Annotated in this window: 23 protein-coding genes; 22 read left to right on the top strand and 1 reads right to left on the bottom strand. The window is 66.0% G+C overall.

Going from position 1 to position 21,704, the window contains the following annotated elements; all coding sequences use genetic code 11:
• A partial coding sequence (locus O5O54_RS20490) for a hypothetical protein (RefSeq protein WP_279483713.1) occupies positions 1-289 on the top strand: 289 nt, incomplete at its 5' end.
• 176 nt (positions 290-465) lie between these two features.
• Here the strand turns inward: O5O54_RS20490 and O5O54_RS20485 are convergent.
• On the bottom strand, positions 466-2,748 hold the full coding sequence (locus O5O54_RS20485; protein WP_279483712.1) for an McrB family protein: 2,283 nt from the start codon (positions 2,746-2,748) through the stop codon (positions 466-468).
• A gap of 381 nt (positions 2,749-3,129) precedes the next feature.
• On the opposite strand from O5O54_RS20485, the gene O5O54_RS20480 reads away from it, so the two are divergent.
• The 21 genes from O5O54_RS20480 to O5O54_RS20380 all read left to right on the top strand — a co-directional run bounded on the left by O5O54_RS20480 (position 3,130) and on the right by O5O54_RS20380 (position 21,703).
• Complete coding sequence (locus O5O54_RS20480; RefSeq protein WP_279483711.1) at positions 3,130-3,411, top strand: helix-turn-helix domain-containing protein; 282 nt, start codon at positions 3,130-3,132, stop codon at positions 3,409-3,411.
• Positions 3,412-3,429: 18 nt separating this feature from the next.
• Positions 3,430-4,590: a replication initiator protein A gene (locus tag O5O54_RS20475; protein ID WP_279483710.1), complete on the top strand. Its 1,161-nt coding sequence runs from the start codon at positions 3,430-3,432 to the stop codon at positions 4,588-4,590.
• Positions 4,587-5,240 (top strand): ParA family partition ATPase, encoded by a 654-nt coding sequence (gene parA / locus O5O54_RS20470; RefSeq protein WP_279483709.1) that lies wholly within the window; start codon positions 4,587-4,589, stop codon positions 5,238-5,240. The genes O5O54_RS20475 and parA overlap by 4 nt, the downstream gene beginning before the upstream one ends.
• A complete protein-coding gene (locus tag O5O54_RS20465) occupies positions 5,237-5,488 on the top strand; it encodes a hypothetical protein (RefSeq protein ID WP_279483708.1) in 252 nt (83 codons plus the stop codon). The genes parA and O5O54_RS20465 overlap by 4 nt, the downstream gene beginning before the upstream one ends.
• The gene (locus O5O54_RS20460) at positions 5,485-6,006 is read left to right on the top strand and encodes a DUF2840 domain-containing protein (protein WP_279483707.1); all 522 of its coding nucleotides are present in this window, start codon (positions 5,485-5,487) and stop codon (positions 6,004-6,006) included. The genes O5O54_RS20465 and O5O54_RS20460 overlap by 4 nt, the downstream gene beginning before the upstream one ends.
• The gene (locus tag O5O54_RS20455; RefSeq protein WP_279483706.1) at positions 6,003-6,548 is read left to right on the top strand and encodes a S26 family signal peptidase; all 546 of its coding nucleotides are present in this window, start codon (positions 6,003-6,005) and stop codon (positions 6,546-6,548) included. Before O5O54_RS20460 ends, O5O54_RS20455 begins: the two co-directional genes overlap by 4 nt.
• Positions 6,527-6,952: a DUF736 domain-containing protein gene (locus O5O54_RS20450; protein WP_347814901.1), complete on the top strand. Its 426-nt coding sequence runs from the start codon at positions 6,527-6,529 to the stop codon at positions 6,950-6,952. The genes O5O54_RS20455 and O5O54_RS20450 overlap by 22 nt, the downstream gene beginning before the upstream one ends.
• A gap of 3 nt (positions 6,953-6,955) precedes the next feature.
• Positions 6,956-7,735, top strand: coding sequence for a lytic transglycosylase domain-containing protein (locus O5O54_RS20445; RefSeq protein WP_279483705.1), 780 nt, complete (start codon positions 6,956-6,958; stop codon positions 7,733-7,735).
• A gap of 243 nt (positions 7,736-7,978) precedes the next feature.
• Positions 7,979-9,718 carry a VirD2 family relaxase/mobilization nuclease gene (locus O5O54_RS20440; RefSeq protein ID WP_279483704.1) on the top strand — a complete coding sequence of 580 codons (1,740 nt, stop codon included), beginning with the start codon at positions 7,979-7,981 and terminating at the stop codon, positions 9,716-9,718.
• A 27-nt stretch (positions 9,719-9,745) separates the two neighbouring features.
• Positions 9,746-11,737 carry a conjugal transfer protein TraG gene (locus O5O54_RS20435; RefSeq protein WP_279483703.1) on the top strand — a complete coding sequence of 664 codons (1,992 nt, stop codon included), beginning with the start codon at positions 9,746-9,748 and terminating at the stop codon, positions 11,735-11,737.
• A 5-nt stretch (positions 11,738-11,742) separates the two neighbouring features.
• Positions 11,743-12,171 (top strand): CopG family transcriptional regulator, encoded by a 429-nt coding sequence (locus O5O54_RS20430; protein ID WP_279483702.1) that lies wholly within the window; start codon positions 11,743-11,745, stop codon positions 12,169-12,171.
• Between the two features lie 187 nt (positions 12,172-12,358).
• Positions 12,359-13,342: a P-type conjugative transfer ATPase TrbB gene (gene trbB, locus O5O54_RS20425; protein WP_279483701.1), complete on the top strand. Its 984-nt coding sequence runs from the start codon at positions 12,359-12,361 to the stop codon at positions 13,340-13,342.
• Entirely contained in the window at positions 13,339-13,671 is a 333-nt protein-coding gene (locus O5O54_RS20420) for a TrbC/VirB2 family protein (protein WP_279483700.1), read from the top strand. The genes trbB and O5O54_RS20420 overlap by 4 nt, the downstream gene beginning before the upstream one ends.
• Complete coding sequence (locus O5O54_RS20415; protein WP_279483699.1) at positions 13,671-13,952, top strand: VirB3 family type IV secretion system protein; 282 nt, start codon at positions 13,671-13,673, stop codon at positions 13,950-13,952. Before O5O54_RS20420 ends, O5O54_RS20415 begins: the two co-directional genes overlap by 1 nt.
• 14 nt (positions 13,953-13,966) lie before the next feature.
• On the top strand, positions 13,967-16,426 hold the full coding sequence (gene trbE / locus O5O54_RS20410) for a conjugal transfer protein TrbE (protein ID WP_279483698.1): 2,460 nt from the start codon (positions 13,967-13,969) through the stop codon (positions 16,424-16,426).
• Positions 16,423-17,202, top strand: coding sequence for a P-type conjugative transfer protein TrbJ (gene trbJ, locus O5O54_RS20405; RefSeq protein ID WP_279483697.1), 780 nt, complete (start codon positions 16,423-16,425; stop codon positions 17,200-17,202). The genes trbE and trbJ overlap by 4 nt, the downstream gene beginning before the upstream one ends.
• Before the next feature lie 10 nt (positions 17,203-17,212).
• Complete coding sequence (trbK-alt, locus tag O5O54_RS20400) at positions 17,213-17,497, top strand: putative entry exclusion protein TrbK-alt (RefSeq protein ID WP_279483696.1); 285 nt, start codon at positions 17,213-17,215, stop codon at positions 17,495-17,497.
• A gap of 3 nt (positions 17,498-17,500) precedes the next feature.
• Complete coding sequence (gene trbL, locus O5O54_RS20395; protein WP_279483695.1) at positions 17,501-18,859, top strand: P-type conjugative transfer protein TrbL; 1,359 nt, start codon at positions 17,501-17,503, stop codon at positions 18,857-18,859.
• Positions 18,856-19,545, top strand: coding sequence for a conjugal transfer protein TrbF (trbF, locus tag O5O54_RS20390; RefSeq protein WP_279483694.1), 690 nt, complete (start codon positions 18,856-18,858; stop codon positions 19,543-19,545). The genes trbL and trbF overlap by 4 nt, the downstream gene beginning before the upstream one ends.
• Positions 19,542-20,522 carry a P-type conjugative transfer protein TrbG gene (gene trbG / locus O5O54_RS20385; protein ID WP_279483693.1) on the top strand — a complete coding sequence of 327 codons (981 nt, stop codon included), beginning with the start codon at positions 19,542-19,544 and terminating at the stop codon, positions 20,520-20,522. The genes trbF and trbG overlap by 4 nt, the downstream gene beginning before the upstream one ends.
• Positions 20,519-21,703, top strand: coding sequence for a TrbI/VirB10 family protein (locus tag O5O54_RS20380; protein ID WP_279483692.1), 1,185 nt, complete (start codon positions 20,519-20,521; stop codon positions 21,701-21,703). The genes trbG and O5O54_RS20380 overlap by 4 nt, the downstream gene beginning before the upstream one ends.
• Position 21,704: the final 1 nt, after the last annotated feature.

Below are 21,704 nucleotides of genomic sequence, written 5' to 3'. Positions count from 1 at the left end.
CCGACAACCCCAGCTCAGATCACCAAAGGACTCTCGTTATGGCTGGATGAGAAACGGGGGTCACGTCAAAAGCCACGGCATCAAGGACAAGCTTTCGACGGGGTCCGAGTTCGACCGAAAACGATCCGAACGAGCGATGCATTTCCGAAATGTGCTTATTGCTGGGCTTGCTCCAGCCGGTGGCGGGGATCCACCAGGCGCCGCCATGTTCGTCGAATACCCGAAGCCATGGAAGGCGTTCATTCTGGGCATTTATCGTGAATGGCTCGACGTCGGCGAGATCGCCTGACAACCGCAGGCCGACCCATGGCGCAAAGTCCCGAAAGATCGATACCTCAGCATGCAGAGTGCCATCCGGCGCCGTCTCGATCTCGATCGGGTAGGTCGAGACCTCCACTCGGCGGGTCGCGCCAGCGGACTCCCATTCGATCTCCAGATAATGCGCCAACACCTCCATAGGACGGTTCAGCGCAGCCAGTAGTTGACAATGCCGTTATTGCCCTCAGCCAATCTGATCATGCGATCAAGATCGGCAACACTGCTCGTGTCCTTATCGAGCCCTGCATTTTCGAATCGCTGCCCCAACTCGGCGCGCAACTCCAGCAGGAGTTCGCGGCGCGGCCGCCCGCTACCAGCGGGGCGCGCAGTGTCGAAGGCGAACTTCGGCAGGATTTTGTGCTTGATCACATTGTCCAACGCCTCGTCCGAACTGATACCGGCCGCCTTGGCAGCGCTGATGTATCCTTGAGCCTGGCGGACGGCGCGAAGCCCGAATTCCACACCGATAGGATCGAGATACTGGCGCGAGATCTGCGAGAGAAACGCCACGTTTGCGTCGTTACGGTCGAAGGCGGGATAGTCTGAGCGCTGACCGAGTTCGTCTGGCGTCATTCGCAACGGCGGCATGTCGGAAGAAATTGTCGTAGCAGCACTACGGATTTCGATCTCGATCGCGTCCCAATCGGCTAACATGGGGTTCTGAAAGCGCAGCACCTGCACACGGTCGAGCACCTTGGGAGAGAGGTGGTGGGTCGTGTCATCCATATTCACTGCGCCGAAGATCCAGACGTTCTCCGGCAAAGTAAGCGAGGTAGGCATGCGCATCTGAGCCGTGAGCGAGCGCCGCAAGCGGCCATGGTGCAGCAACACGGACTCGTTGTCGGCGAGTCCGCCGAGGCGATGCAGTTCCGCGTTGGCCTGATCGTGGCGTAAAATATCCTCCAGTGTTGCGGTATCGGGAAGCCCCGCGCGCCGGCGCGCTTCGGCCTCCACTTCAAGGAAAAGCCCCTGCTCCACGACGACGTGACGCTCCTCGTCGGCAGTGTAGAGGTGAATTTCGGGTGAAGTGGAACGGCTCTCCAGCAGGCTGAGGAAGTCGGCGAAGTAATGCTCCACCCGTGCCAGGTTCATCTCGTCGAGGCAGATGAAATGGGGGACGTGTGGACTGCGTGCGGCGGCTTGGAGCGCGAGAAGAAATGGCGTGGCCTGATAGCTTCGCTCGATCGGATTGTAATAGCCGAGCAGGTCCTCGGGACCGGTCCAGTTGGGCTTGACGGGAATGACCGTGCAGACCCCGCCGATCGCCGCAGCGGCCGCACGCACCAGACTCGTCTTGCCCGAACCAGAATCCCCCGCCAGCACGACGAGGTCGCGTGTGCGCAGCAATGCCAGAAAGTCGCGGAGCTGCGCCTGGGAATAGAGCAGGCCGCCTTCTGCCAGGCGGCTCTGAAGGAGAGGTGCGAGGCGGGCGAAATCACCAGCAAGGGCCTCGGTGAAGCCAATGCCGGGTCGCCCATCTTCCATGTTAGCCACCTGGGGAACCAGCGCGGCGACATCCTCGGCATCAGCGAGACCTAAGGCAACGAGCCGCTCGCCCTTCTCGGAGAGCAGCTCTTTCAGCCGCCGATAGTTGATTTCCATAAGCTGCTTCTCTTGTTCCACGGTTCTTCGGTAGGCGGCGAAACGCTCTTGTTCGATGCCAAACTGAACTTGCAGGTCATCTGCACTGCGTTCGGCTTCGTCGCGGCGCTGGCGATGTGCGGCGAGGTCTGCCTCGATCTCGGCGTGGGCCGCGCGAGCATCATCTTGGGCTTGTCGACGAGCTGCATCCAGGTTGCTCAGCGTTGCGACGTTCTCCGCATGGCGACGGGCCAACTCTTCGTCCTCACGCAAGACGAGCTTGCGGACATGCTCCTCAATCTCTTCTCGTGCCAAGGCAGCGATCCGTCGTGCCGATTCGGGGCCGGATACCGTGACTTGCCATTCGGCAGGAATCTCGCTGAGCGGTCGCAACGTGCCGGAGCGGACCTTGAGGAGCCACGGATTTCGACGCCTTCGACGCTCAGAAACATCAGCGAGTTCAAGTTCGGCGACAGCCCACTGTCCACCTGTGTCAGCGGCACGTTGACCAACCACTTGACGGGACGGACCTGGTGGAATGAACGCGGTCGTTCCTTCTAGGTCGTCGCGGTCTGGCGCACCTGGAAGTGTCGGATACAGCAAGCCTACGCCACTTTCTGGATGCTCGATATCATCCAGAAGCCAAAGCTTACGTCCTTCCGTTAGCGGCTTCAGCCACACACGGCCGATGACGCGGATAGGCTGGCCAAGTGGAAGTCCCCAGGCGTTGCGCAGTTCATTGAGCAGATCTGCGGGATCGCCGGCGAGGGCTAATTCCAGAGAGGCATTGCGTTCGGTCGCGGAAACACTGGACTTTCGTGAAGCGGAGTTCATGTCTCTGGAACTCAAGACCGTTCCTCGGTGCGGCGTCTCGGATAGAGGCGCTCGTGGGCCTTCAAGATCATCGATTTCGCTCATATTTCAGATGGTTTTAGGACGAACGCTTGCGATTACTAAAGATCATCGGCCGTAAGCCCCACAGGTTTCAGCACTGCACCGCCTCGTTTCTGCAATTCCTCTGTGTACATTAGACATGCCGCCGCGCCTACGTCAGGGCAACGATGAATAGTTTACCGTCAGATTTTGACCACTAGCCGGAGCGACGGCAGGGGGTGGGAAATTTAGCCACCCCAGCTTCCCCATCCCTCCCGCCGACGGTCCTCCGCCACCGTGGCCGCTGTCAGCCGCTGATCGCCAGCGGCCCCCAGCGACCCCACGGAGGCCCGCCCCATGCGACCCGATATCGCCGCGCTCCCGCCACGCTACCTGCGGACGAAGGAAGCCGCTGAATTCCTCAGCCTCTCTGCCCGCACGCTCGAAAAGCATCGCACCTACGGCACCGGCCCGGCCTATCGCAAACTCGGCGGGCGGGTCGTCTATTCCGTCGACGACCTCGAAACCTGGGCAGCGCGCGGCGCCGTCACCTCGACCTCCGATCCGCGCGGTTCCGTCCTTCCGGCGAAACGCCACACGCTGCCGATCGGCCAGGCCGCCGGTCGCTACGCACGCTAACCAGGGCCGGTCCCTTTCATGGTGGTGCGGCGTCGCGATCCTTCCGAGCGCGGGCAGCTCGATCTGTTTCGCGCGCTCCCCGGCGACTTCGCACCGCGAGATGCGCAGGATCTCATGGCCTATCCCTTCTTCTCCCTTTCCAAATCTCACCGCGTCACGCCGATCGACTTCGCGGCCGGTGACATCACGATCCGCGTCGAGGCCGTCCCCGATCACGGCATGGCGACGATCTGGGATGCCGACATACTGATCTGGGCCGCGAGCCAGATCGTGGAGGCGCGGGACGCTGGGCTGCGCACCTCGCGCCTGATGGCGGCGACGCCCTATGACATCCTCAACTATGTCGGCCGCGGCACGTCCCTGCGCGATTATCAACGCCTCAAGGCCGCCCTCGACCGCCTGCAATCAACGACGATCTCGACGTCCATCCGGCAACCGGCCGAGGGCCGACGCCACCGTTTCTCGTGGATCAACGAGTGGCAGGAGCGCACGGACCGCCACGGGCGGCCCGACGGTATCGAGCTGATCGTCCCGGACTGGTTCTACAAAGCCGTTCTCGACGACGCCCTCATCCTCACCATCGACCCGGCCTATTTCGATCTCACTGGCGGTCTCGACCGCTGGCTCTACCGGCTCGTGCGCAAGCATGGCGGCCGTCAGCGCGCTGGCTGGCGCTTCGACCTGCGTCATCTCCATCGCAAGTCCGGCAGCCTGTCGCCGTTCAAACGCTTCGCCTTCGAACTGCGCGACATCGTCCGCCGACAGCCGCTGCCCGGCTATATCCTCTCGCTCGAGGTGGAGATCGGTGGCCGGACACTCCTCGCCTTCGAGCCGCTCGCAGCCTGTGGAAAAGCTGTGGACAGCCTCGTGCTATCGGGAACCCGAGCTATCGTGCCATCGGGAACCCAAGGCTCGTGCTATCAGGAACCAGAACCCTCCCTAAGCTCACGAAAACACAGGCAAAATCGCGCTCTTAACTTAGAGTCTAACCCAGAATCTAACTTTGAAGAGCGCACACGCGATGTGGAAAATCTCATCCGCACCGCCGCGAACAACCTCCGCGCCGTCGGCAAGGCATCCCCTCGTAGCGCTCCCACGACCCTGCCGGACCAGCAGAAGCGCGCGCCGCAGACCGCCGATCAGCTTCCGTTCGGCCAGCGGCCTGGAGGCGCACGATGATCGTCGCGTTCCTCAATCAAAAGGGCGGCGTCGGCAAGACGACGCTGGCGCTCAACGTCGCCGGTGAGCTCGCAGGTCGCGGTGAGCGCGTCACCCTGATCGACGCGGACCCGCAAGGTTCGGCGCTCGACTGGTCTGAGCAGCGCGGCCATGAGGGCCTGCCACGCCTCTTCGGCGTCGTGGGCCTGGCGCGCGACACGCTCCACCGTGAAGCGCCGGAATTGGCGAAGAGCGTCGATCACGTCGTCATCGACGGCCCGCCGCGCGTCGCCGGCCTCATGCGCTCTGCGCTCCTCGCCGCCGACCTCGTGCTGATCCCCGTGCAACCGTCACCGCTTGATGGCTGGGCCTCGGCCGAGATACTGGCGCTTCTGCGTGAAGCGCGCATCTATCGCCCCGAGCTTGTCGCCCGCTTCGTGCTCAATCGCTGCGGCGCGCGCACCATCCTCGCACGCGAGACGGCCGCGGCCCTGGCCGATCACGATCCTCCGCTCCTCGCCACCTCCATAGGCCAGCGCATCGCCTTCGCTACTGCAGCGCAGACGGGTCGCCTGGCCCTTGAATGCGACGACGCGACATCGGCCGCGCGCGAGATCGCGGCGCTCGCCGATGAACTCATCCACCTTCGGATTGGTGGAAGCACGCCATGAACGAGCGATCCACTCGCCGCCGCTTCACCGCACGTCCCGCGGATCCCGACCAATGGATCAAGGCGGCCGATAGCGCGCCGCGCGCGCCGGTCGCAGCCGGGTTCACGGCCCGGCTCACTATCGACGTGACGCCCGAATTGCGCGGCCGGATCAAGATCGCCGCTTTCGGTCGCGGCGTCACCGTCGCCGACATGCTGCGCGAGCTGCTCGAGCGCGAATTTCCACCCACCGAAGGACAGTCCTCATGACCGGCATCGCGGCTCCCCGTATGCGCGGCGGCCCGGCGCCGTTGGCGTGCTCCCATGACGACATGACCCATGTCAAACTGACATGGGTCGAGAAGCAGATCGAACACTGGATCAGGTTCGGCCGCGAGGCGCACAACCAGATCCTCGATCGCCGACGGCGGATCGTGTCGTTCCGGCCACATGCCGTCTTCGCCTTCGTGCGATGGGCGGCGAACGAATTCGGCACCATCACCTCCCGCATCGACATCGTGCGCGCGATCGAGCCTGGCGAGCCGCACCAGACGCTGCCTTTCGTGCATCCGGGCGGCGAAATCCTGCTGAAGGTCGAGGGCTGGCCGAAGGTCGAAAACGTGCTGCGCCACGTCGATGCCATCGAAGCCATTGGGATCGACGCGGACGCCATTTCGCCAGATCACTGGCGGCACGTCCATAACCGCATGGTGGCCGGCTATCAGCCGCACGCCTACACGCTTGAACAGCATCGCGCCTTCCTCCTGCGCCGGAGGACCGAGCTGTGACGCGCGCCGACCTCTTTCTCGTGATGGCGCTCGCCACAGTGGGCGTCGGCTATCCGGCGGTCACGTCGATACCGACCAGGCTCATCTGGAACGCATCGGCCAGCGCGCCGATCGGCTTCTACACGATCGAATTCGATGGCTCGTTCGCAGGCGCCGATCTCATCGCCGTCGACGCGCCCGAACCGCTCGCGACCTACCTTGCCGATCGCGGCTACCTGCCCAAAGGCGTGCCGCTCCTCAAGCGCATCCTCGGCGTCGCCGGGCAGACGGTTTGCCGCTCGAACCTCACCATAACCATCGATGGCGTCCCGGTCGGAACGGCCCTCGAACGGGATCGTCTCGGGCGCGATCTGCCAGTCTGGCAGGGCTGCCGCCGCATCCATACCGGCCAGGTCTTCCTGATGAACTGGCAGGTCCGTGACAGCCTCGACGGTCGCTATTTCGGCCTGACCTCCACCGACCAGATCATCGGCCACGCGGTCCCGCTGTGGACCGACGAGGATGGAAACGGCCGCTTCGAATGGCGCGCGCCGACGCGGTGAGCGCGCGGCCGGCGGCGCTTGCTTCGCCGCCGATCTCATCACCGCAGCACAATCGACAGGAGTCCCGCATGACACAGATCGGAGAATTCACGAAGCTGAAGGCAGGCTATTCCGGGCGCATTCGCACGCTCAGCCTCGACATCGCCGTCGCCATGGTGGCGGCCGAGCCGAACGAAACCGAGAACTCGCCCGACTATCGCGTTCACGCCGATACCGAGGATGGCCCGGAGATCGGCGCGGGTTGGAAACGCTCCAGCGACAAGGCTGGCGAATTCATCTCGATCCAGCTCGACGATCCCACCTTCTTGCAGCCGATCCGCGCCAACCTCTTCCAGAATGGCGACGACAAGACGTCCTGGTCGCTGCACTGGTCGCGTCCACGCGACCGCGCCGAGAAGGACTAACCGATGCCCGCTCGCCGTCCTTCGACGAGCCATCGGAGTGCGCGCGGGCGGCATCAATCCGCCCGGCGCATGGCTCTCCTTCTCCTTTCCGGCCTGATCGTCGCCGCGAACGCGACAGGCGCTGCTCTGGCGCAATCCGCACCGGCGGCGCGCGCGGTCTTTGTCGATCCGCACGCCGCCTTCGTCGCCGAAGCCTCGCAGCGGTTCGGCATTCCCGAACTCTGGATCATCGCGGTCAAACGCGCCGAAAGCGCAGGGAATGTGCGGGCCGTGTCGTCGGCCGGCGCGCTGGGGCTGATGCAGGTCATGCCCGACACCTGGGCGGGCTTGCGTGTCCGCCATGGCCTCGGCCGCGACCCCTATGATCCCCGCGACAACATTCTCGCGGGCGCCGCCTATCTCCGCGAAATGTACGACCGCTACGGAAATGTCCCGGCGATGCTGGCGGCCTACAATGCAGGTCCGGCGCGTTACGACGACTACCTCCAAAGGGGCCGCGCACTGCCGGCTGAAACACGCGCTTACGTCGCGCTGCTCGCTCCGCAGCTCGGCGCGACATCGCCGTCCAACGCGCCGTCTGTTACGCCGCCGCCCCCGCCAGACTGGCGTGAAGCACCGCTCTTCGTCGTGCGCACCGCTGACGCTGGTTCTGCCGCTTTGCCCTCGGACAACGAGCATCCGGACGACAGCCGATCCTCCGTCGCGGCGCGCTCACCCCGTGCCGCCGACGTGTCGAATGCCCCCCTCGTCGTTGCTCGTTCCGAACCTGGGACGCCGCGATGAGCAGCGGCAGCATCCTTCGCACTCCATCGTATTCCCGCGCAGCATGGAGGGCGCGAGGGAGAGAGGCAGGCAAAACAACCGCACGATGGCGAGATAAAAAGGCGCACGGTGCGCTTCGGTCGGTTGGTTGTTTTTACTCAGATTTTTGGTGCGTTCCGCACTGTGCCGCGCTTTCGCGCACCGTGCGGAGCGCGATTATTTCCCTGACTTTCCATTCTCTTTTGCACCGTGCGGGGCCGCGCCATGGCAAATGACAGCGAATTTCGCGTCCGTCCGGGACGCATCCGCTCGACCCGCGCGCAGCAGACCCGGCCTTTCATCGCGCAAGCGCTCGCCGCCGCGCAAAAGGCCGGGGGCCGCGTCTCCCGTTCCGGCAAGATCACGCCCGGCAACCGCTCGCGCTTTGGGCGCGGCCAACGTGCCAGCATCCAGGCCAACCGCCTGCTGACCGGCCGCTCGCGCATCGTCGTCATCAAGACCCGCGTCGTGCGTCACGTCTCGCGTGCCGCGCCGCTTTCCGCGCACCTGACTTACCTGCGCCGCGACGGCGTGACCCGAGACGGAGAGAAGGCGCGGCTGTTCGGCCCCGAAGGCGACGACATGGATGCCCGCGACTTCGCGGAGCGCTGCGAAGATGACCGGCACCATTTCCGCTTCATCGTCTCGCCCGAGGACGCGGTGGATATGGCCGACCTCAAAGACCACGCCCGCGATCTGATGGGGCAGATGGAAAAAGATCTGGGCACGAAGCTCGATTGGGTCGGCGTCGATCACTGGAACACCGACAATCCCCATATCCATATCATCCTGCGAGGCCGCACCGACGACGGCCAGGACCTCGTGATCTCACGCGACTACATCAAGGAGGGAATGCGCGGCCGTGCGCAGGGTCTCGTTACCCTGGAACTCGGCCAGCGCACCGATCTCGAGATCAATCGCAATCTTGAGCGACAGGTCGAAGCCGAACGCTGGACACAGCTCGACCGGCAGCTTGTCGGTGATGCCGGAAAGTACGGCATCATTGATCTCGCTCCGCACGCCGACCGCCAGCCGGACGAATTCCATGCGCTGAAGGTCGGGCGGCTGCGCAAGCTGGAAGTCCTCGGCGTCGCCGGGCAAGTCGCTCCTGGGCAATGGTTCGTCAAACCGGACGCGGAGACGGTCCTGCGTGAGCTTGGCGAGCGCGGCGACATCATCAAGCGGATGCACCGTGCGCTCACGGAACGCGGCATCGAGCGCGGCTCGGCGAACTACGTCCTGGCCGGCGAAAGCCTCGACGTTCCGGTCATAGGCCGTCTGGTTGAGCGCGGCCTCGACGACGAACTGAAAGGGACGGCCTACGCTGTGGTCGATGGCGTGGATGGCCGGACCCATCACATCCGCTTGCCCCATCTCGACGCGGCAGGCGACAGCGCGCCAGGGTCGATCGTCGAACTGCGCACGTTCGAAGATGCGCGCGGCGAACGCCGCGTCGCGCTCGCCGTCCGTTCCGATCTCGATCTCCAGCATCAGGTGAACGCCTCCGGCGCAACCTGGCTCGATCGACAATCCATCGCCCGCGAGCCCGTCGCCATGTCGGATGGCGGGTTCGGCGCCGAGGTCCGGCAGGCGATGCAGCAGCGCGCCGATCATCTGGTCCGCGAAGGTCTCGCCGAGCAGCAGGGGCGGCGCATCATTTTCAGCCGCAACCTCATCGATACGCTTCGCCGCCGTGAAGTGGACGCGGTGGCCGACAGACTGGCGACGGAGACGGGCCAGCCGTTCAAGCCGGCAGGAAATGGCGAATATGTCGCCGGCACGTATCGCCAGCGTCTGACGCTCGCATCCGGCCGCTTCGCCATGATCGATGACGGGCTCGGCTTCCAGCTCGTGCCCTGGTCGCCATCGCTCGAAAGCCAGCTTGGCAAGCACGTCTCCGGCGTCGCCCGCAGCGATGGCGGCGTCGACTGGAGTTTCGGCCGCAAGCGGGGGCTCGGCCTCTAACCACCTGACAAGAAAAGGACCGCCGCAATGTCCGCGACCAAGATCCTCTGGGGCCAGATCACCGTCGTCTTCCTGATCGTCCTGACCACCACCTGGGCGGCGACCCAATATGTCGCATGGAGCCTTGGCTTCCAGGCTCAGCTCGGCGCGCCATGGTTCGTCCTGTCGGGCGTGCCGATCTACTATCCACCCTCGATCTTCTGGTGGTGGTACTTCTACGACGCCTACGCGCCGGAGATTTTCGCCAAGGGCGGGATGATCGCGGCGTCAGGTGGGTTCATCGCCATCGCGGTCGCGATCGGCATGTCGGTCTGGCGCGCTCGCGAGGCGAAGAACGCCGAGACCTACGGCTCGGCGCGCTGGGCCGAAAAGGGGGAAGTGAAGTCGGCCGGCTTGCTCGGCGCCGATGGCGTGGTGCTCGGCCGCTATGAGCGGGACTATCTGCGCCACGACGGCCCCGAGCATGTTCTCTGCTTCGCGCCGACCCGATCGGGCAAAGGCGTCGGCCTGGTGGTTCCCTCGCTCCTGACCTGGCCGGGCTCGGCCATCGTCCACGACATCAAGGGGGAGAACTGGCAGCTTACCGCTGGCTTTCGCGCCCGGCATGGCCGTGTCCTGCTGTTCGATCCGACCAACCCGAAGTCGTCGGCCTATAATCCGCTGCTCGAGGTGCGCCGCGGCGAATGGGAAGTCCGCGACGTCCAGAACATCGCCGACATCCTCGTCGATCCCGAAGGCAGCCTCGAAAAGCGCAACCACTGGGAAAAGACCAGCCACGCCCTGCTGGTCGGTGCGATCCTGCACGTCCTCTATGCCGAGGACGACAAGACGCTCGCTGGCGTCGCCGCCTTCCTCTCCGATCCGAAACGCCCGATCGAGTCGACGCTCGCCGCGATGATGAAGACCAGCCATCTCGGCGAAGCAGGGCCGCATCCCGTGATCGCCAGCGCCGCGCGCGAGCTGCTCAACAAATCGGACAACGAACGCTCCGGCGTGTTGTCCACCGCCATGTCGTTCCTCGGCCTCTACCGCGATCCCGTCGTCGCCGAAGTCACACGGCGCTGCGATTGGCGGATCACCGATATGGTGGGGGGCAAGCGCCCGACCACGCTCTACCTCGTCGTCCCGCCGTCGGACATCAATCGCACCAAGCCGCTCATTCGCCTGATCCTCAACCAGGTCGGTCGTCGTCTCACCGAGGATCTGCTGGCCAAGGCCGGGCGCCATCGCCTGCTACTCATGCTCGACGAGTTTCCCGCGCTCGGCCGGCTCGACTTCTTCGAGTCCGCGCTGGCCTTCATGGCCGGCTACGGCCTCAAGAGCTTCCTGATCGCCCAGTCGCTCAACCAGATCGAGAAGGCCTACGGCCCGAACAATTCGATCCTCGACAACTGCCATGTCCGCGTGAGCTTCGCCACCAACGACGAACGCACCGCCAAGCGCGTCTCCGATGCGCTCGGCACCGCCACCGAGATGAAGGCGATGAAGAACTATGCCGGCCACCGGCTCTCGCCGTGGCTCGGACATTTGATGGTCTCGCGATCGGAGACGGCGCGCCAACTCCTGACGCCGGGCGAAATCATGCAGCTCCCGCCGTCCGACGAGATCGTCATGGTCGCCGGCACACCGCCGATCCGGGCGAAGAAGGCGCGCTACTACGAAGATCTCCGCTTCAAGGAACGTATCCTGCCGCCGCCCGAACTGGCGCGGCCCGCCGAAGGTCGGCCGGACGATTGGAGCAAGCTGCCGATCCCGGCTCGCCCAGACGCAGGCGAGCGCGCCGCCCCAACGACCGGCGGCGGCGCAGACGAGGATTCCACCGAGTCCGAGCGTCGCCATCAGCCCGAACTCAACCGGGTGAACCCCATCGAAAAGAAGGCGCCGATCGACAACGAGTTCGAGATCGATCTGCCCGACGACATGGAGGACGACGCCGCACGCAATCAGCGCCTGACCCGCGTGATGCGCGGCGTTGCCCGTCAGGTCTCGCTCGATCCCAATGACGGCATGGAACTGTAAGCGCCATGACCAGCCACAGGAAAAAAACGAAGTTCACGGTCTATCTGGACCCCGACATTACACAGGCACTCGCTAATTTCGCCGCACGCCGGGATCAGTCGCAGTCCATGATCGCCGAAGCCGCCATCGCATCGTTCCTGTCGCCGGACGATGCCGAACGGCGCGAAGCGATCGTCGCCAAACGCCTGGATCAACTCGACCGCCGTATGACCCGCATGGAACGAGACCTGGGCATCGCGGTCGAAACTCTTGCGGTGTTCGTCCGGTTCTGGATCACGACTACGCCCGCCTTACCTGATCCAGCCGCACAGGCGGCGCGCGCCAAATCGAGCGAGCGGTACGAAGCGTTCATCACGGCGCTGGGCCGGCGCCTCGCCAAAGGGCCGAAGCTGCGACAGGAAATCCCTGAGGATGTCTCTGGGTCGGAGACGTGACGATCTCGCGCGTCATCTGGTGAGTGTTCCGGTGACATCAAAATCAGAGCTCCACCGCCGTTCTCCTGTATTTGCACGCCACGCCACTACGACGGCAGATACTTGTTGAATCAGCCTGATTCCGGGCTCTTTTAATCACCCCGATCCGGGGACCGTCTTTTTTGCCCCGTCAGGAAGCGGGGCAGAAATGGCCACAGCCGACCAGAAACCGGAGGCGTTCGAGCGCGGTGCGCGCATGCTGCGCACCGCGCTCGGTTCGACCATCACTCAACTGCTCGAAGACCCTGCCGTCGTCGAGATCATGCTGAACCCCGACGGGCGGTTATGGGTGGACCGGCTGTCCGAGGGGCTCGCCGATACGGGGGAGCGGCTGTCCGCCGCCGATGGCGAGCGCATCGTGCGCCTGGTCGCCCACCATGTCGGCGCCGAGATCCATCCGCGCAGCCCGCGCGTCTCCGCCGAGCTGCCGGAGACCGGCGAGCGCTTCGAAGGCTTGCTGCCGCCCGTCGTCGCCGCGCCGGCCTTTGCCATCCGCAAGCCCGCGGTCGCGGTCTTCACCCTCGACGACTATGTCGCCGCCGGCATCATGTCCGCTGGCCAGGCGCGGGTTCTCCGCGACGCCGTCGTCTCGCGCGCCAATATCCTCGTCGCGGGCGGCACCTCGACCGGCAAGACGACGCTCACCAACGCGCTCCTCGCCGAGGTGGCGAAGACGACGGATCGCGTCGTCATCATCGAGGATACGCGCGAGCTGCAATGCACAGCGCCCAACCTCGTCGCCATGCGGACCAAGGACGGCGTGGCGACACTCTCCGAACTGGTCCGCTCCTCGCTGCGCCTGCGCCCCGATCGCATCCCCATCGGCGAGGTGCGCGGCGCCGAGGCGCTCGATCTCCTCAAGGCCTGGGGCACCGGCCACCCTGGCGGCATCGGCACCATACATGCCGGCGCCGGCATCGGCGCGCTTCGCCGTCTCGAGCAGCTCATCCAGGAAGCCGTCGTCACGGTCCCGCGCGCCCTGATCGCCGAGACGATCGACCTCGTCGCCGTCCTCTCCGGCCGCGGCGCCGCGCGCCGGCTCGCCGAACTCGTCCGCGTCGAAGGGCTTGGCCCCGACGGCGACTACCGCATCAGCCCGGCCACCCCCAACCCGACAGGAGAATTGCCATGATCCCTAACCTCGCGCGCGGCTGTCGCTCCCTGGCCAGTGCGGCCGCCGCCATTTCTCTCAGCCTGGTGTTCACCTCGGCAGCCCATGCCTCCGGCTCCTCCATGCCGTGGGAAGCGCCGCTCCAGTCGATCCTGGAATCGATCGAAGGCCCCGTCGCCAAGATTATCGCCGTCATCATCATCATCGTCACCGGCCTGACGCTCGCCTTCGGCGACACCTCGGGCGGCTTTCGCCGGCTCATCCAGATCGTCTTCGGCCTATCGATCGCCTTCGCCGCCAGCTCCTTCTTCCTGTCGTTCTTCTCGTTCGGTGGCGGAGCGCTCGTCTGATGGCGACGAGCTTTGAACAACTCGACGCCGTGCCGGGTTTCACCGTCCCGGTTCACAAGGCGCTGACCGAACACATCCTGCTCGGCGGCGCCCCGCGCGCGATCGCCATCATGAACGGCACGCTCGCCGGCGCCATCGGGCTCGGCCTGCGCCTCTGGCTGGTCGGTCTGGCGATCTGGGTCATCGGCCATTTCGCGGCGGTGTGGGCAGCGAAGCGTGACCCGCTCTTCGTCGAGGTCGGCCGCCGTCATCTGCGCATCCCCGCTCATCTGTCCGTCTGAAGAAGCGCATCGCCATGATGAACCTCGCCGAATATCGCCGCACCGCAACCCGCCTCGCGGACTATCTCCCCTGGGTCGCGCTCGTCGCCGAGGGCGTCGTCCTCAACAAGGATGGTTCGTTCCAGCGCACCGCGCGCTTCCGCGGCCCCGATCTCGACTCGGCGGTCGCCGCCGAGCTGGTCGCCGTCGCCGGGCGGCTCAACAACGCCTTCCGTCGTCTCGGCTCCGGTTGGGCCATTTTCGTCGAGGCGCAGCGCTACGAGGCGTCGACCTATCCGGCGGGTCTCTTCCCCGACGCTGCCTCCGCGCTCCTTGATGCCGAGCGCAAGGCCGATTTCGAGGAAGCCGGCGCGCACTACGTGTCCGGTCATTTCCTCACGCTCACCTATCTGCCGCCGGCCGAGGACGCCGCGCGCACCGAAGCCTGGCTCTACGAGGGTCGCGAACGCGCCGGCATCGATCCAAACGAGATCCTCAACGCCTTCGTCGATCGCACCGATCGTGTGCTGGCTCTGCTCGACGGCTTCATGCCGGAATGCGCCTGGCTCGATAGCGGCGAGACGCTGACCTATCTCCATTCGACGGTCTCGACCAAGCGGCACCGCGTCCGAGTGCCGGAAACCCCGATCTATCTCGATGCGCTCCTGACAGATCAGCCGCTGACGGGCGGCCTCGAACCGCGCCTCGGCAGCGCGCATCTGCGCATTCTCACCATCGTCGGCTTCCCGACCGCGACCACGCCCGGCATCCTCGACGATCTCAATCGCCTGGCCTTTCCCTATCGCTGGTCAACACGCGCGATCCTGCTCGACAAGACCGATGCGACCAAACTGCTGACCAAGATCCGCCGCCAGTGGTTCGCCAAGCGCAAGAGCATCGCCGCGATCCTCAAGGAGGTGATGACCAACGAGGCATCCGCACTGGTCGATACCGACGCCGCCAACAAGGCGGCCGATGCGGACCTCGCTCTTCAGGAACTCGGCGCCGACTACGCCGGCCAGACCTATGTGACCGCCACGATCACCGTCTGGGACGACGATCCGCGCGTCGCGGACGAGAAGCTGCGGCTCGTCGAGAAGGTCATCCAGGGCCGCGACTTCACCGCGATGGCCGAAACCATCAACGCCGTCGATGCCTGGCTGGGCTCCCTGCCGGGGCACGTCTACGCCAACGTGCGCCAGCCCCCCATCTCGACGCTGAATCTCGCCCACATGATCCCGCTTTCGGCGGTGTGGGCGGGGCCGGAACGGGACGAGCACTTCGGTGCGCCCCCCTTGCTGTTCGGCAAGACCGAAGGCTCGACCCCGTTCCGGTTGTCCCTGCACGTCGGCGACGTCGGCCATACGCTGGTGGTCGGCCCGACCGGCGCCGGCAAATCCGTTCTCCTCGCCGTCATGGCATTGCAGTTCCGGCGCTATCAAGGCTCCCAGGTCTTCGCTTTCGACTTCGGCGGCTCGATCCGCGCCGCCGCACTCGCCATGGGCGGCGACTGGCACGATCTCGGCGGCGACCTGACCGACCGCGCGGCGTCCTCGGTCTCGCTGCAACCGCTCGCCCGTGTCCACGACACCTCCGAACGCGCCTGGGCGAGCGACTGGATCGTCGCGATCCTGATCCGCGAAGGCATCGCCATCACGCCCGAGGTGAAGGAGCATCTCTGGTCGGCGCTGTCGTCGCTGGCATCGGCTCCGATTGAGGAGCGCACGATCACCGGCCTCGCGGTCCTGCTGCAATCGAACGAGCTGAAGCAGGCGCTGCGGCCCTATTGCGTCGGCGGTCCCTATGGGCGGCTGCTCGACGCGGAGGCCGAGCATCTCGGGTCGGCATCTGTGCAGGCCTTCGAGATCGAGGGGCTGGTCGGGACCGGCGCCGCACCCGCCGTGCTCGCCTATCTCTTCCACCGTATCGGCGATCGGCTCGACGGATCCCCGACGCTGCTCATCATCGACGAGGGCTGGCTCGCGCTCGATGACGACGCCTTCGCCGGGCAATTACGCGAGTGGCTGAAGACGCTGCGCAAGAAGAACGCCAGCGTGATCTTCGCCACCCAGTCGCTCTCCGACATCGACAACAGCAACATCGCGCCTGCCATCATCGAGAGCTGTCCGACCCGGCTGCTCCTGCCGAACGAGCGGGCCATCGAGCCGCAGATCACGGCGATCTATCGCCGGTTCGGCTTGAACGACCGCCAGATCGAGATCATCGCCCGGGCAACGCCGAAGCGCGACTATTACTGCCAGAGCCGCAGGGGCAACCGCCTTTTCGAGCTGGGCCTGTCGGAAGTCGGCCTCGCGCTCGTCGCGGCATCCGCCAAGACCGACCAATCCGAGATCGCGCGCACCATCGCCGAACACGGCCGTGAGGGCTTCCTCGCCGCCTGGCTGCGCCTGCGCGGCGCCGGGTGGGCCGCGGATCTCATCCCCGCCCTGACGAACCTCATCCCCCAAGAACCCGAGAAGGAGCAATCGTCATGAAGATCCAAGTTTCACGCCAGCGCGCCCTGCGACTCGCGGCATTCCTGCTTGCGATGCCGCTCGCCGCGTCGCCAATACTGACAGCGCCGGCGCACGCCCAATTCGGCTTCGGCGGCATCGTCTATGATCCGACCAATTACGCGCAGAATGTCCTGACGGCGGCGCGCTCCCTCGAGCAGATCAACAACCAGATCCGCTCGCTTCAGAATGAGGCGCAGAGCCTCATCAACCAGGGGAGGAATCTGGCGAGCCTGCCCTATTCGGCGCTCCAGCAGCTTCAGCAGAACGTCCAGCGCACCCAGCAGCTTCTCCAGCAAGCCCAGAACATCGCTTTCGATGTCCAGAACGTCGACCGGATGTTCCAGCAGCAATATGGCCGCGTCTCGTTCTCGGCGACCGACGCCAAGCTCGTGACCGACGCCCGCACGCGCTGGCAGAACACCGTGGGCGGCCTGCAGGACGCCATGCGCGTGCAGGCAGGTGTCGTCACCAATATCGACACGAACCGCGAACAGATGTCGTCGCTCGTCAGCCAGAGCCAGGGCGCACAGGGCGCGCTGCAGGCGACCCAGGCCGGCAACCAGCTCCTCGCGCTCCAGTCGCAGCAGCTCTCCGACCTGATCGCGGTGATCTCGGCCAATGGCCGTGCCGCCGCGCTGACCGAAGCCGAACGTGCGACCGCCGCCGACCAGGGCCGGGAGCAGCGTCGCCGCTTCCTCACCCCGGGTGCGGGTTACCAGCCCGGCAACGCGCAGATGTTCGGTAACGGCAACTGAGGGCGCGGCCATGGACGGCAAGATGCTGGCCCGGTTGGGCGCCGTGGTCTTCGTCGCCATCGCCATAACGGCGACCGCGATCGAGATGACCCGGAAGGAGACGGCTCCTGTCGAAGAGCCTGCCCGAGCTGTAGAACCCGCGCGCGATCCGCTGCGCGAGGGTCAGCGCCGGTGCCAGCAGCTTGGCCAGGCCGCAGCCAGCGATGCCGATTGCATGCGCGTCTGGGCCGAGAGCCGTGATCGCTTCCTCGGCCGCACACCGCCGCCCGCCGCCATGCCTGTGGAAGGACAGTGACCCATGGGCGGCGCAGGCGTCATCGACAATTTCCTGGGAGTCTTCACCTCCTACATCAACAGCGGTTTCGGCCTGCTCGGCGGCGAGGTCGCGTTCATCGCCACGACCCTGATCGTCATCGACGTGACACTCGCCGCCCTGTTCTGGAGCTGGGGCGCGGACGACGACATCTTCGCCCGCCTGGTCAAGAAGACGCTGTTCGTCGGCGTCTTCGCCTATCTGATCGGCAACTGGAACAACCTCGCCAGGATCGTCTTCGACTCGTTCGCCGGACTCGGCCTCAAAGCGTCCGGCACGGGCTTTACCGCGCAGGATCTGATGCGTCCCGGCAAGGTGGCGCAGACCGGGCTCGACGCCGCGCGTCCCCTGCTCGAATCCATCTCCGACCTGATGGGCTGGATCGCCTTCTTCGAGAACTTCATCCAGATCGCCTGCCTGCTCTTCGCCTGGGCGCTGGTGCTGCTCGCCTTCTTCATCCTGGCCATCCAGCTCTTCGTCACCCTGATCGAATTCAAGCTAACGACGCTGGCCGGCTTCGTGCTCATCCCGTTCGGCCTGTTCGGCAAGACCGCCTTCATGGCCGAGCGCGTACTCGGCAATGTCGTCTCATCGGGCATCAAGGTGCTGGTGCTTGCCGTCATCATCGGCATCGGCTCGACGCTGTTTAGCCAGTTCACGGCGGGCTTCGGAGGCGCGACACCGACCGTCGATGACGCCATGGCGATCGTGCTGGCGGCGCTGTCGCTGCTCGGGCTCGGGATCTTCGGCCCCGGTATCGCCGCCGGACTCGTCAGCGGCGGGCCGCAGCTCGGCGCCGGCGCGGCCGTCGGCACCGGCCTTGCTGTCGGCGGAGCCGCGCTCGCGGCCGGCGGCGCCGCGGGTCTCGCCCTGAAGGGAGGAGCCGCGGCGATGTCTGGCGGCGCAGCCGCCGTGCGTGGTGGCGCGGCCGCCGCCGGCGGAGCGGCCGCAGCCTACAGCCTCAGCTCTCTCGGCCAGTCCGGCGCCGCCGGCGTTGCCTCAGGTCTCGGCGGCGTCGCCCGCGCCGCCGGGGCGGCCACGGTCTCGCCGCTCAAACGCGCGGCAGCGCGTACCGCCGAAAGCCTCAAGTCCAGCTTCTCGGCAGGCGCCAAGGCCGGCTTCGGCGCAACGGGCGGCGCCTCGACCATGGGCTCGCCCCCCGCATCGGAGGCGGCGGGCCAAGCCGCGGCAGCATCCCGCGATGGCCCACCCGACTGGGCCAAGCGCATGAAGCGCGGCCAGTCCCTCGGCCATGGAGCCACCCTGGCAGCGCACGCCGTTCGTTCGGGCGACAGCCACGGCGGCGGCTCTTCCGTCAATCTCTCTGAAAGCGACCGCTCATGAGCCTCTTCAAGCGACCCGCTGCCCACTATGGGAAATCGCCCGAACCTCAAACGCCCTATCAAAGGGCGGCACAGGTCTGGGATGAGCGCATCGGCTCGGCCCGCGTCCAGGCCAGGAACTGGCGCATCATGGCGTTCGGTTCGCTGTTCCTGTCCGCCGGCTTTGCTGCCGCACTCGTCTGGCAATCGGCGCGCGGGACCGTCGTGCCTTGGGTGGTTCAGGTCGATCGCCTCGGGCAGGCGCAATCGGTGGCGCCGGCGACGGCTGACTATCGGCCGACCGACCCGCAGATCGCCTGGCATCTCGCCCGCTTCATCGAGCAGGTGCGCTCGATCCCGGCCGACCCCATCATCGTGCGCCAGAACTGGCTGCGCGCCTATGAATGGACGACAGACCGTGGCGCGGCGTCTCTCAATGACTATGCCCGGGCCAACGATCCCTTCACCAAGGTCGGCCGCCAGCAGATCGCGGTCGAGGTTTCCAGCGTCCTGCGCGCCTCGCCGGATTCCTTCCGCGTGGCCTGGACCGAAAAGCGCTACGAGAACGGCCAGCTTGCCGGTTCCGAACGCTGGACCGCGATCCTCACCATCGTCATCCAGACGCCGCGCGACGCCGAACGGCTGCGCGCCAACCCACTCGGGATCTATGTCAACGCTATCTCCTGGTCGCGGGAGATGGCCCAATGAGCATGTCTATCCGCAGCTCCGGCCCGCCGGCTTTCCGCAAAGCCACCTTGGCGATAGCGCTGGTTTCCGCAACGACGTTGGCCGGATGCGCGACGTTCAAACCTCCCACCATCAGTTACGACAGCGATGTGCCGCCCTTGCCGGCCGTACCGGCGCCCGTCGCGGAACAACCGCCACGTCCACTACATACTCCGCCTGCCTGGACTGTCGCGCATGGCGGAACCGCCGCGGGCACGCCGATCGGTCGGGTCGGGAACGCCAATGCCGCCGCGCGCGTCGAGCCTCGGCGCGAAGGCTACTATAATTCCATCCAGATCTACCCCTGGAGCGAAGGGGCGCTCTATCAGGTCTACGCCGCACCCGGGCAGATCACGAACATCGCGCTCGAGCCGGGTGAAAGCCTGACCGGCGCGGGCCCGATCGCCGCCGGCGATACCGCCCGATGGATCATCGGCGACACCGAGAGCGGGTCCGGTCTCACGCGCCGCGTCCACATCCTCGTCAAGCCGACGCGCCCCGACATCACGACGAACCTCGTCATCACGACCGATCGCCGCATCTATATGCTCGAGCTGAGAGCGGGCACGACTCCCTATATGCCGGCCGTGGCCTGGGCCTACCCTGCGACGCCGGCGTCACAGCGCGCCAACGTCCCGGCCACTCCCATCATTCCCGCGGCCGCCGCACGCCACTACCGATACGGCATCACCGGCGACACGCCGCCCTGGCGGCCGATCTCGGTCTATGATGACGGCCGGCGCGTCTATGTCGAATTTCCGCGCGGCATCGCCCAGGGCGAAATGCCGCCCATCTTCGTTCTCGGCGCCGATGGCGAGCTGCAGATCGTCAACAGCCGCGTCTACCAGAACATCCTGATCATCGACCGGATCTTCGGCGCCGCCGAGCTGCGCCTCGGCAGCGGCGACCGGCAGCAGACCGTCAGGATCGTGCGCACCGATGGAAAGCCTGCATCATGAGCGACACCGACAACGCTAGCCCCGAACCGCAACAGCAATCGGCGGCCGTCGATTCAACAGCACCCATGCGGCTGCGCGCCGAACCGCCGCGCGTGACGCGCCTGTCCCGCAAGGTCCTCGCGAGCATCGGTCTCGTCGTGAGCGTCGGCATCGGCGGCGCCCTCATCTACGCGCTTCAGACCCGGGATGCCGGCAGACCCAACGAGGAACTCTATTCGACCGACAATCGCGCAACGGCCGACGGCCTGGCCGGGTTGCCGCGCGACTACACCGGGCCCCTGCTGGGACCGGCGCTGCCCGGCGACCTCGGCCGGCCGATCCTCAATGCGCAGAACCGTGGCCAGCCCGTCACGCCGCCCGCCATGGCGGCATCCCAGGCCAATCCCGAGGAGCAACGCCGCCTCGCCGAGCTCGAAGCCGCGCGTACCAGCCGGGTCTTCTTCCAGAACGGGCCAGGCGCCGCGCCGACAATGTCGGCGGGCATGGGCAATACGCCGCTCGCCGGCCTGGCGACGGGGCCGCAACCGGGCGCGCCGACCGCGCAGGATCGTCAGCTCGCCTTCCTGGGCGCCCCGGTGGATCGGCGTACAATCGCGGCCGATCGAGTCATGGCGCCAGCCTCGCCCTACGTGCTCCAGGCGGGCGCGGTCATTTCAGCAGCCCTCATCACCGGCATTCGCTCCGATCTGCCGGGCCAGATCACCGCGCAGGTGACGGAGAGCATCTACGACAGCCCGACCGGCCGCATCCTCGTCATTCCGCAAGGCACGCGGATCATCGGCGAGTACAGCAACGATGTCGGCTACGGCCAGCGCCGGATCCTGCTCGTGTGGAGCCGCATGATCTTCCCAAACGGTCGCTCGATCGTGCTGGAGCGCCAGCCCGGTGCCGATCCGATGGGCTATGCGGGCCTGGAGGATGGCGTCGACTATCACTGGTGGGATCTCGCCAAGGCGGCCGGTCTCTCCACGCTGCTCTCCGTTGGGGCGGAACTGGCCGTCGATGACGACGACCGGCTTTTGCGCGCCATCCGCAATGGCGGACAGGACACGATAAATGACGCCGGCCAGCAGATCATCCGTCGTCAGCTCCAGGTGGCACCGACCTTGACCATTCGGCCGGGTTTCCCGGTCCGGGTCATCGTTACCCGCGATCTCGTCCTCGAACCCTACGGAGGCTGAC

Origin of the sequence: Aureimonas sp. SK2, from assembly GCF_029813115.1 — a bacterium.
Classification (GTDB): Bacteria; Pseudomonadota; Alphaproteobacteria; order Rhizobiales; family Rhizobiaceae; genus Aureimonas.
This window is presented reverse-complemented; position numbering and strand designations above follow the sequence as displayed.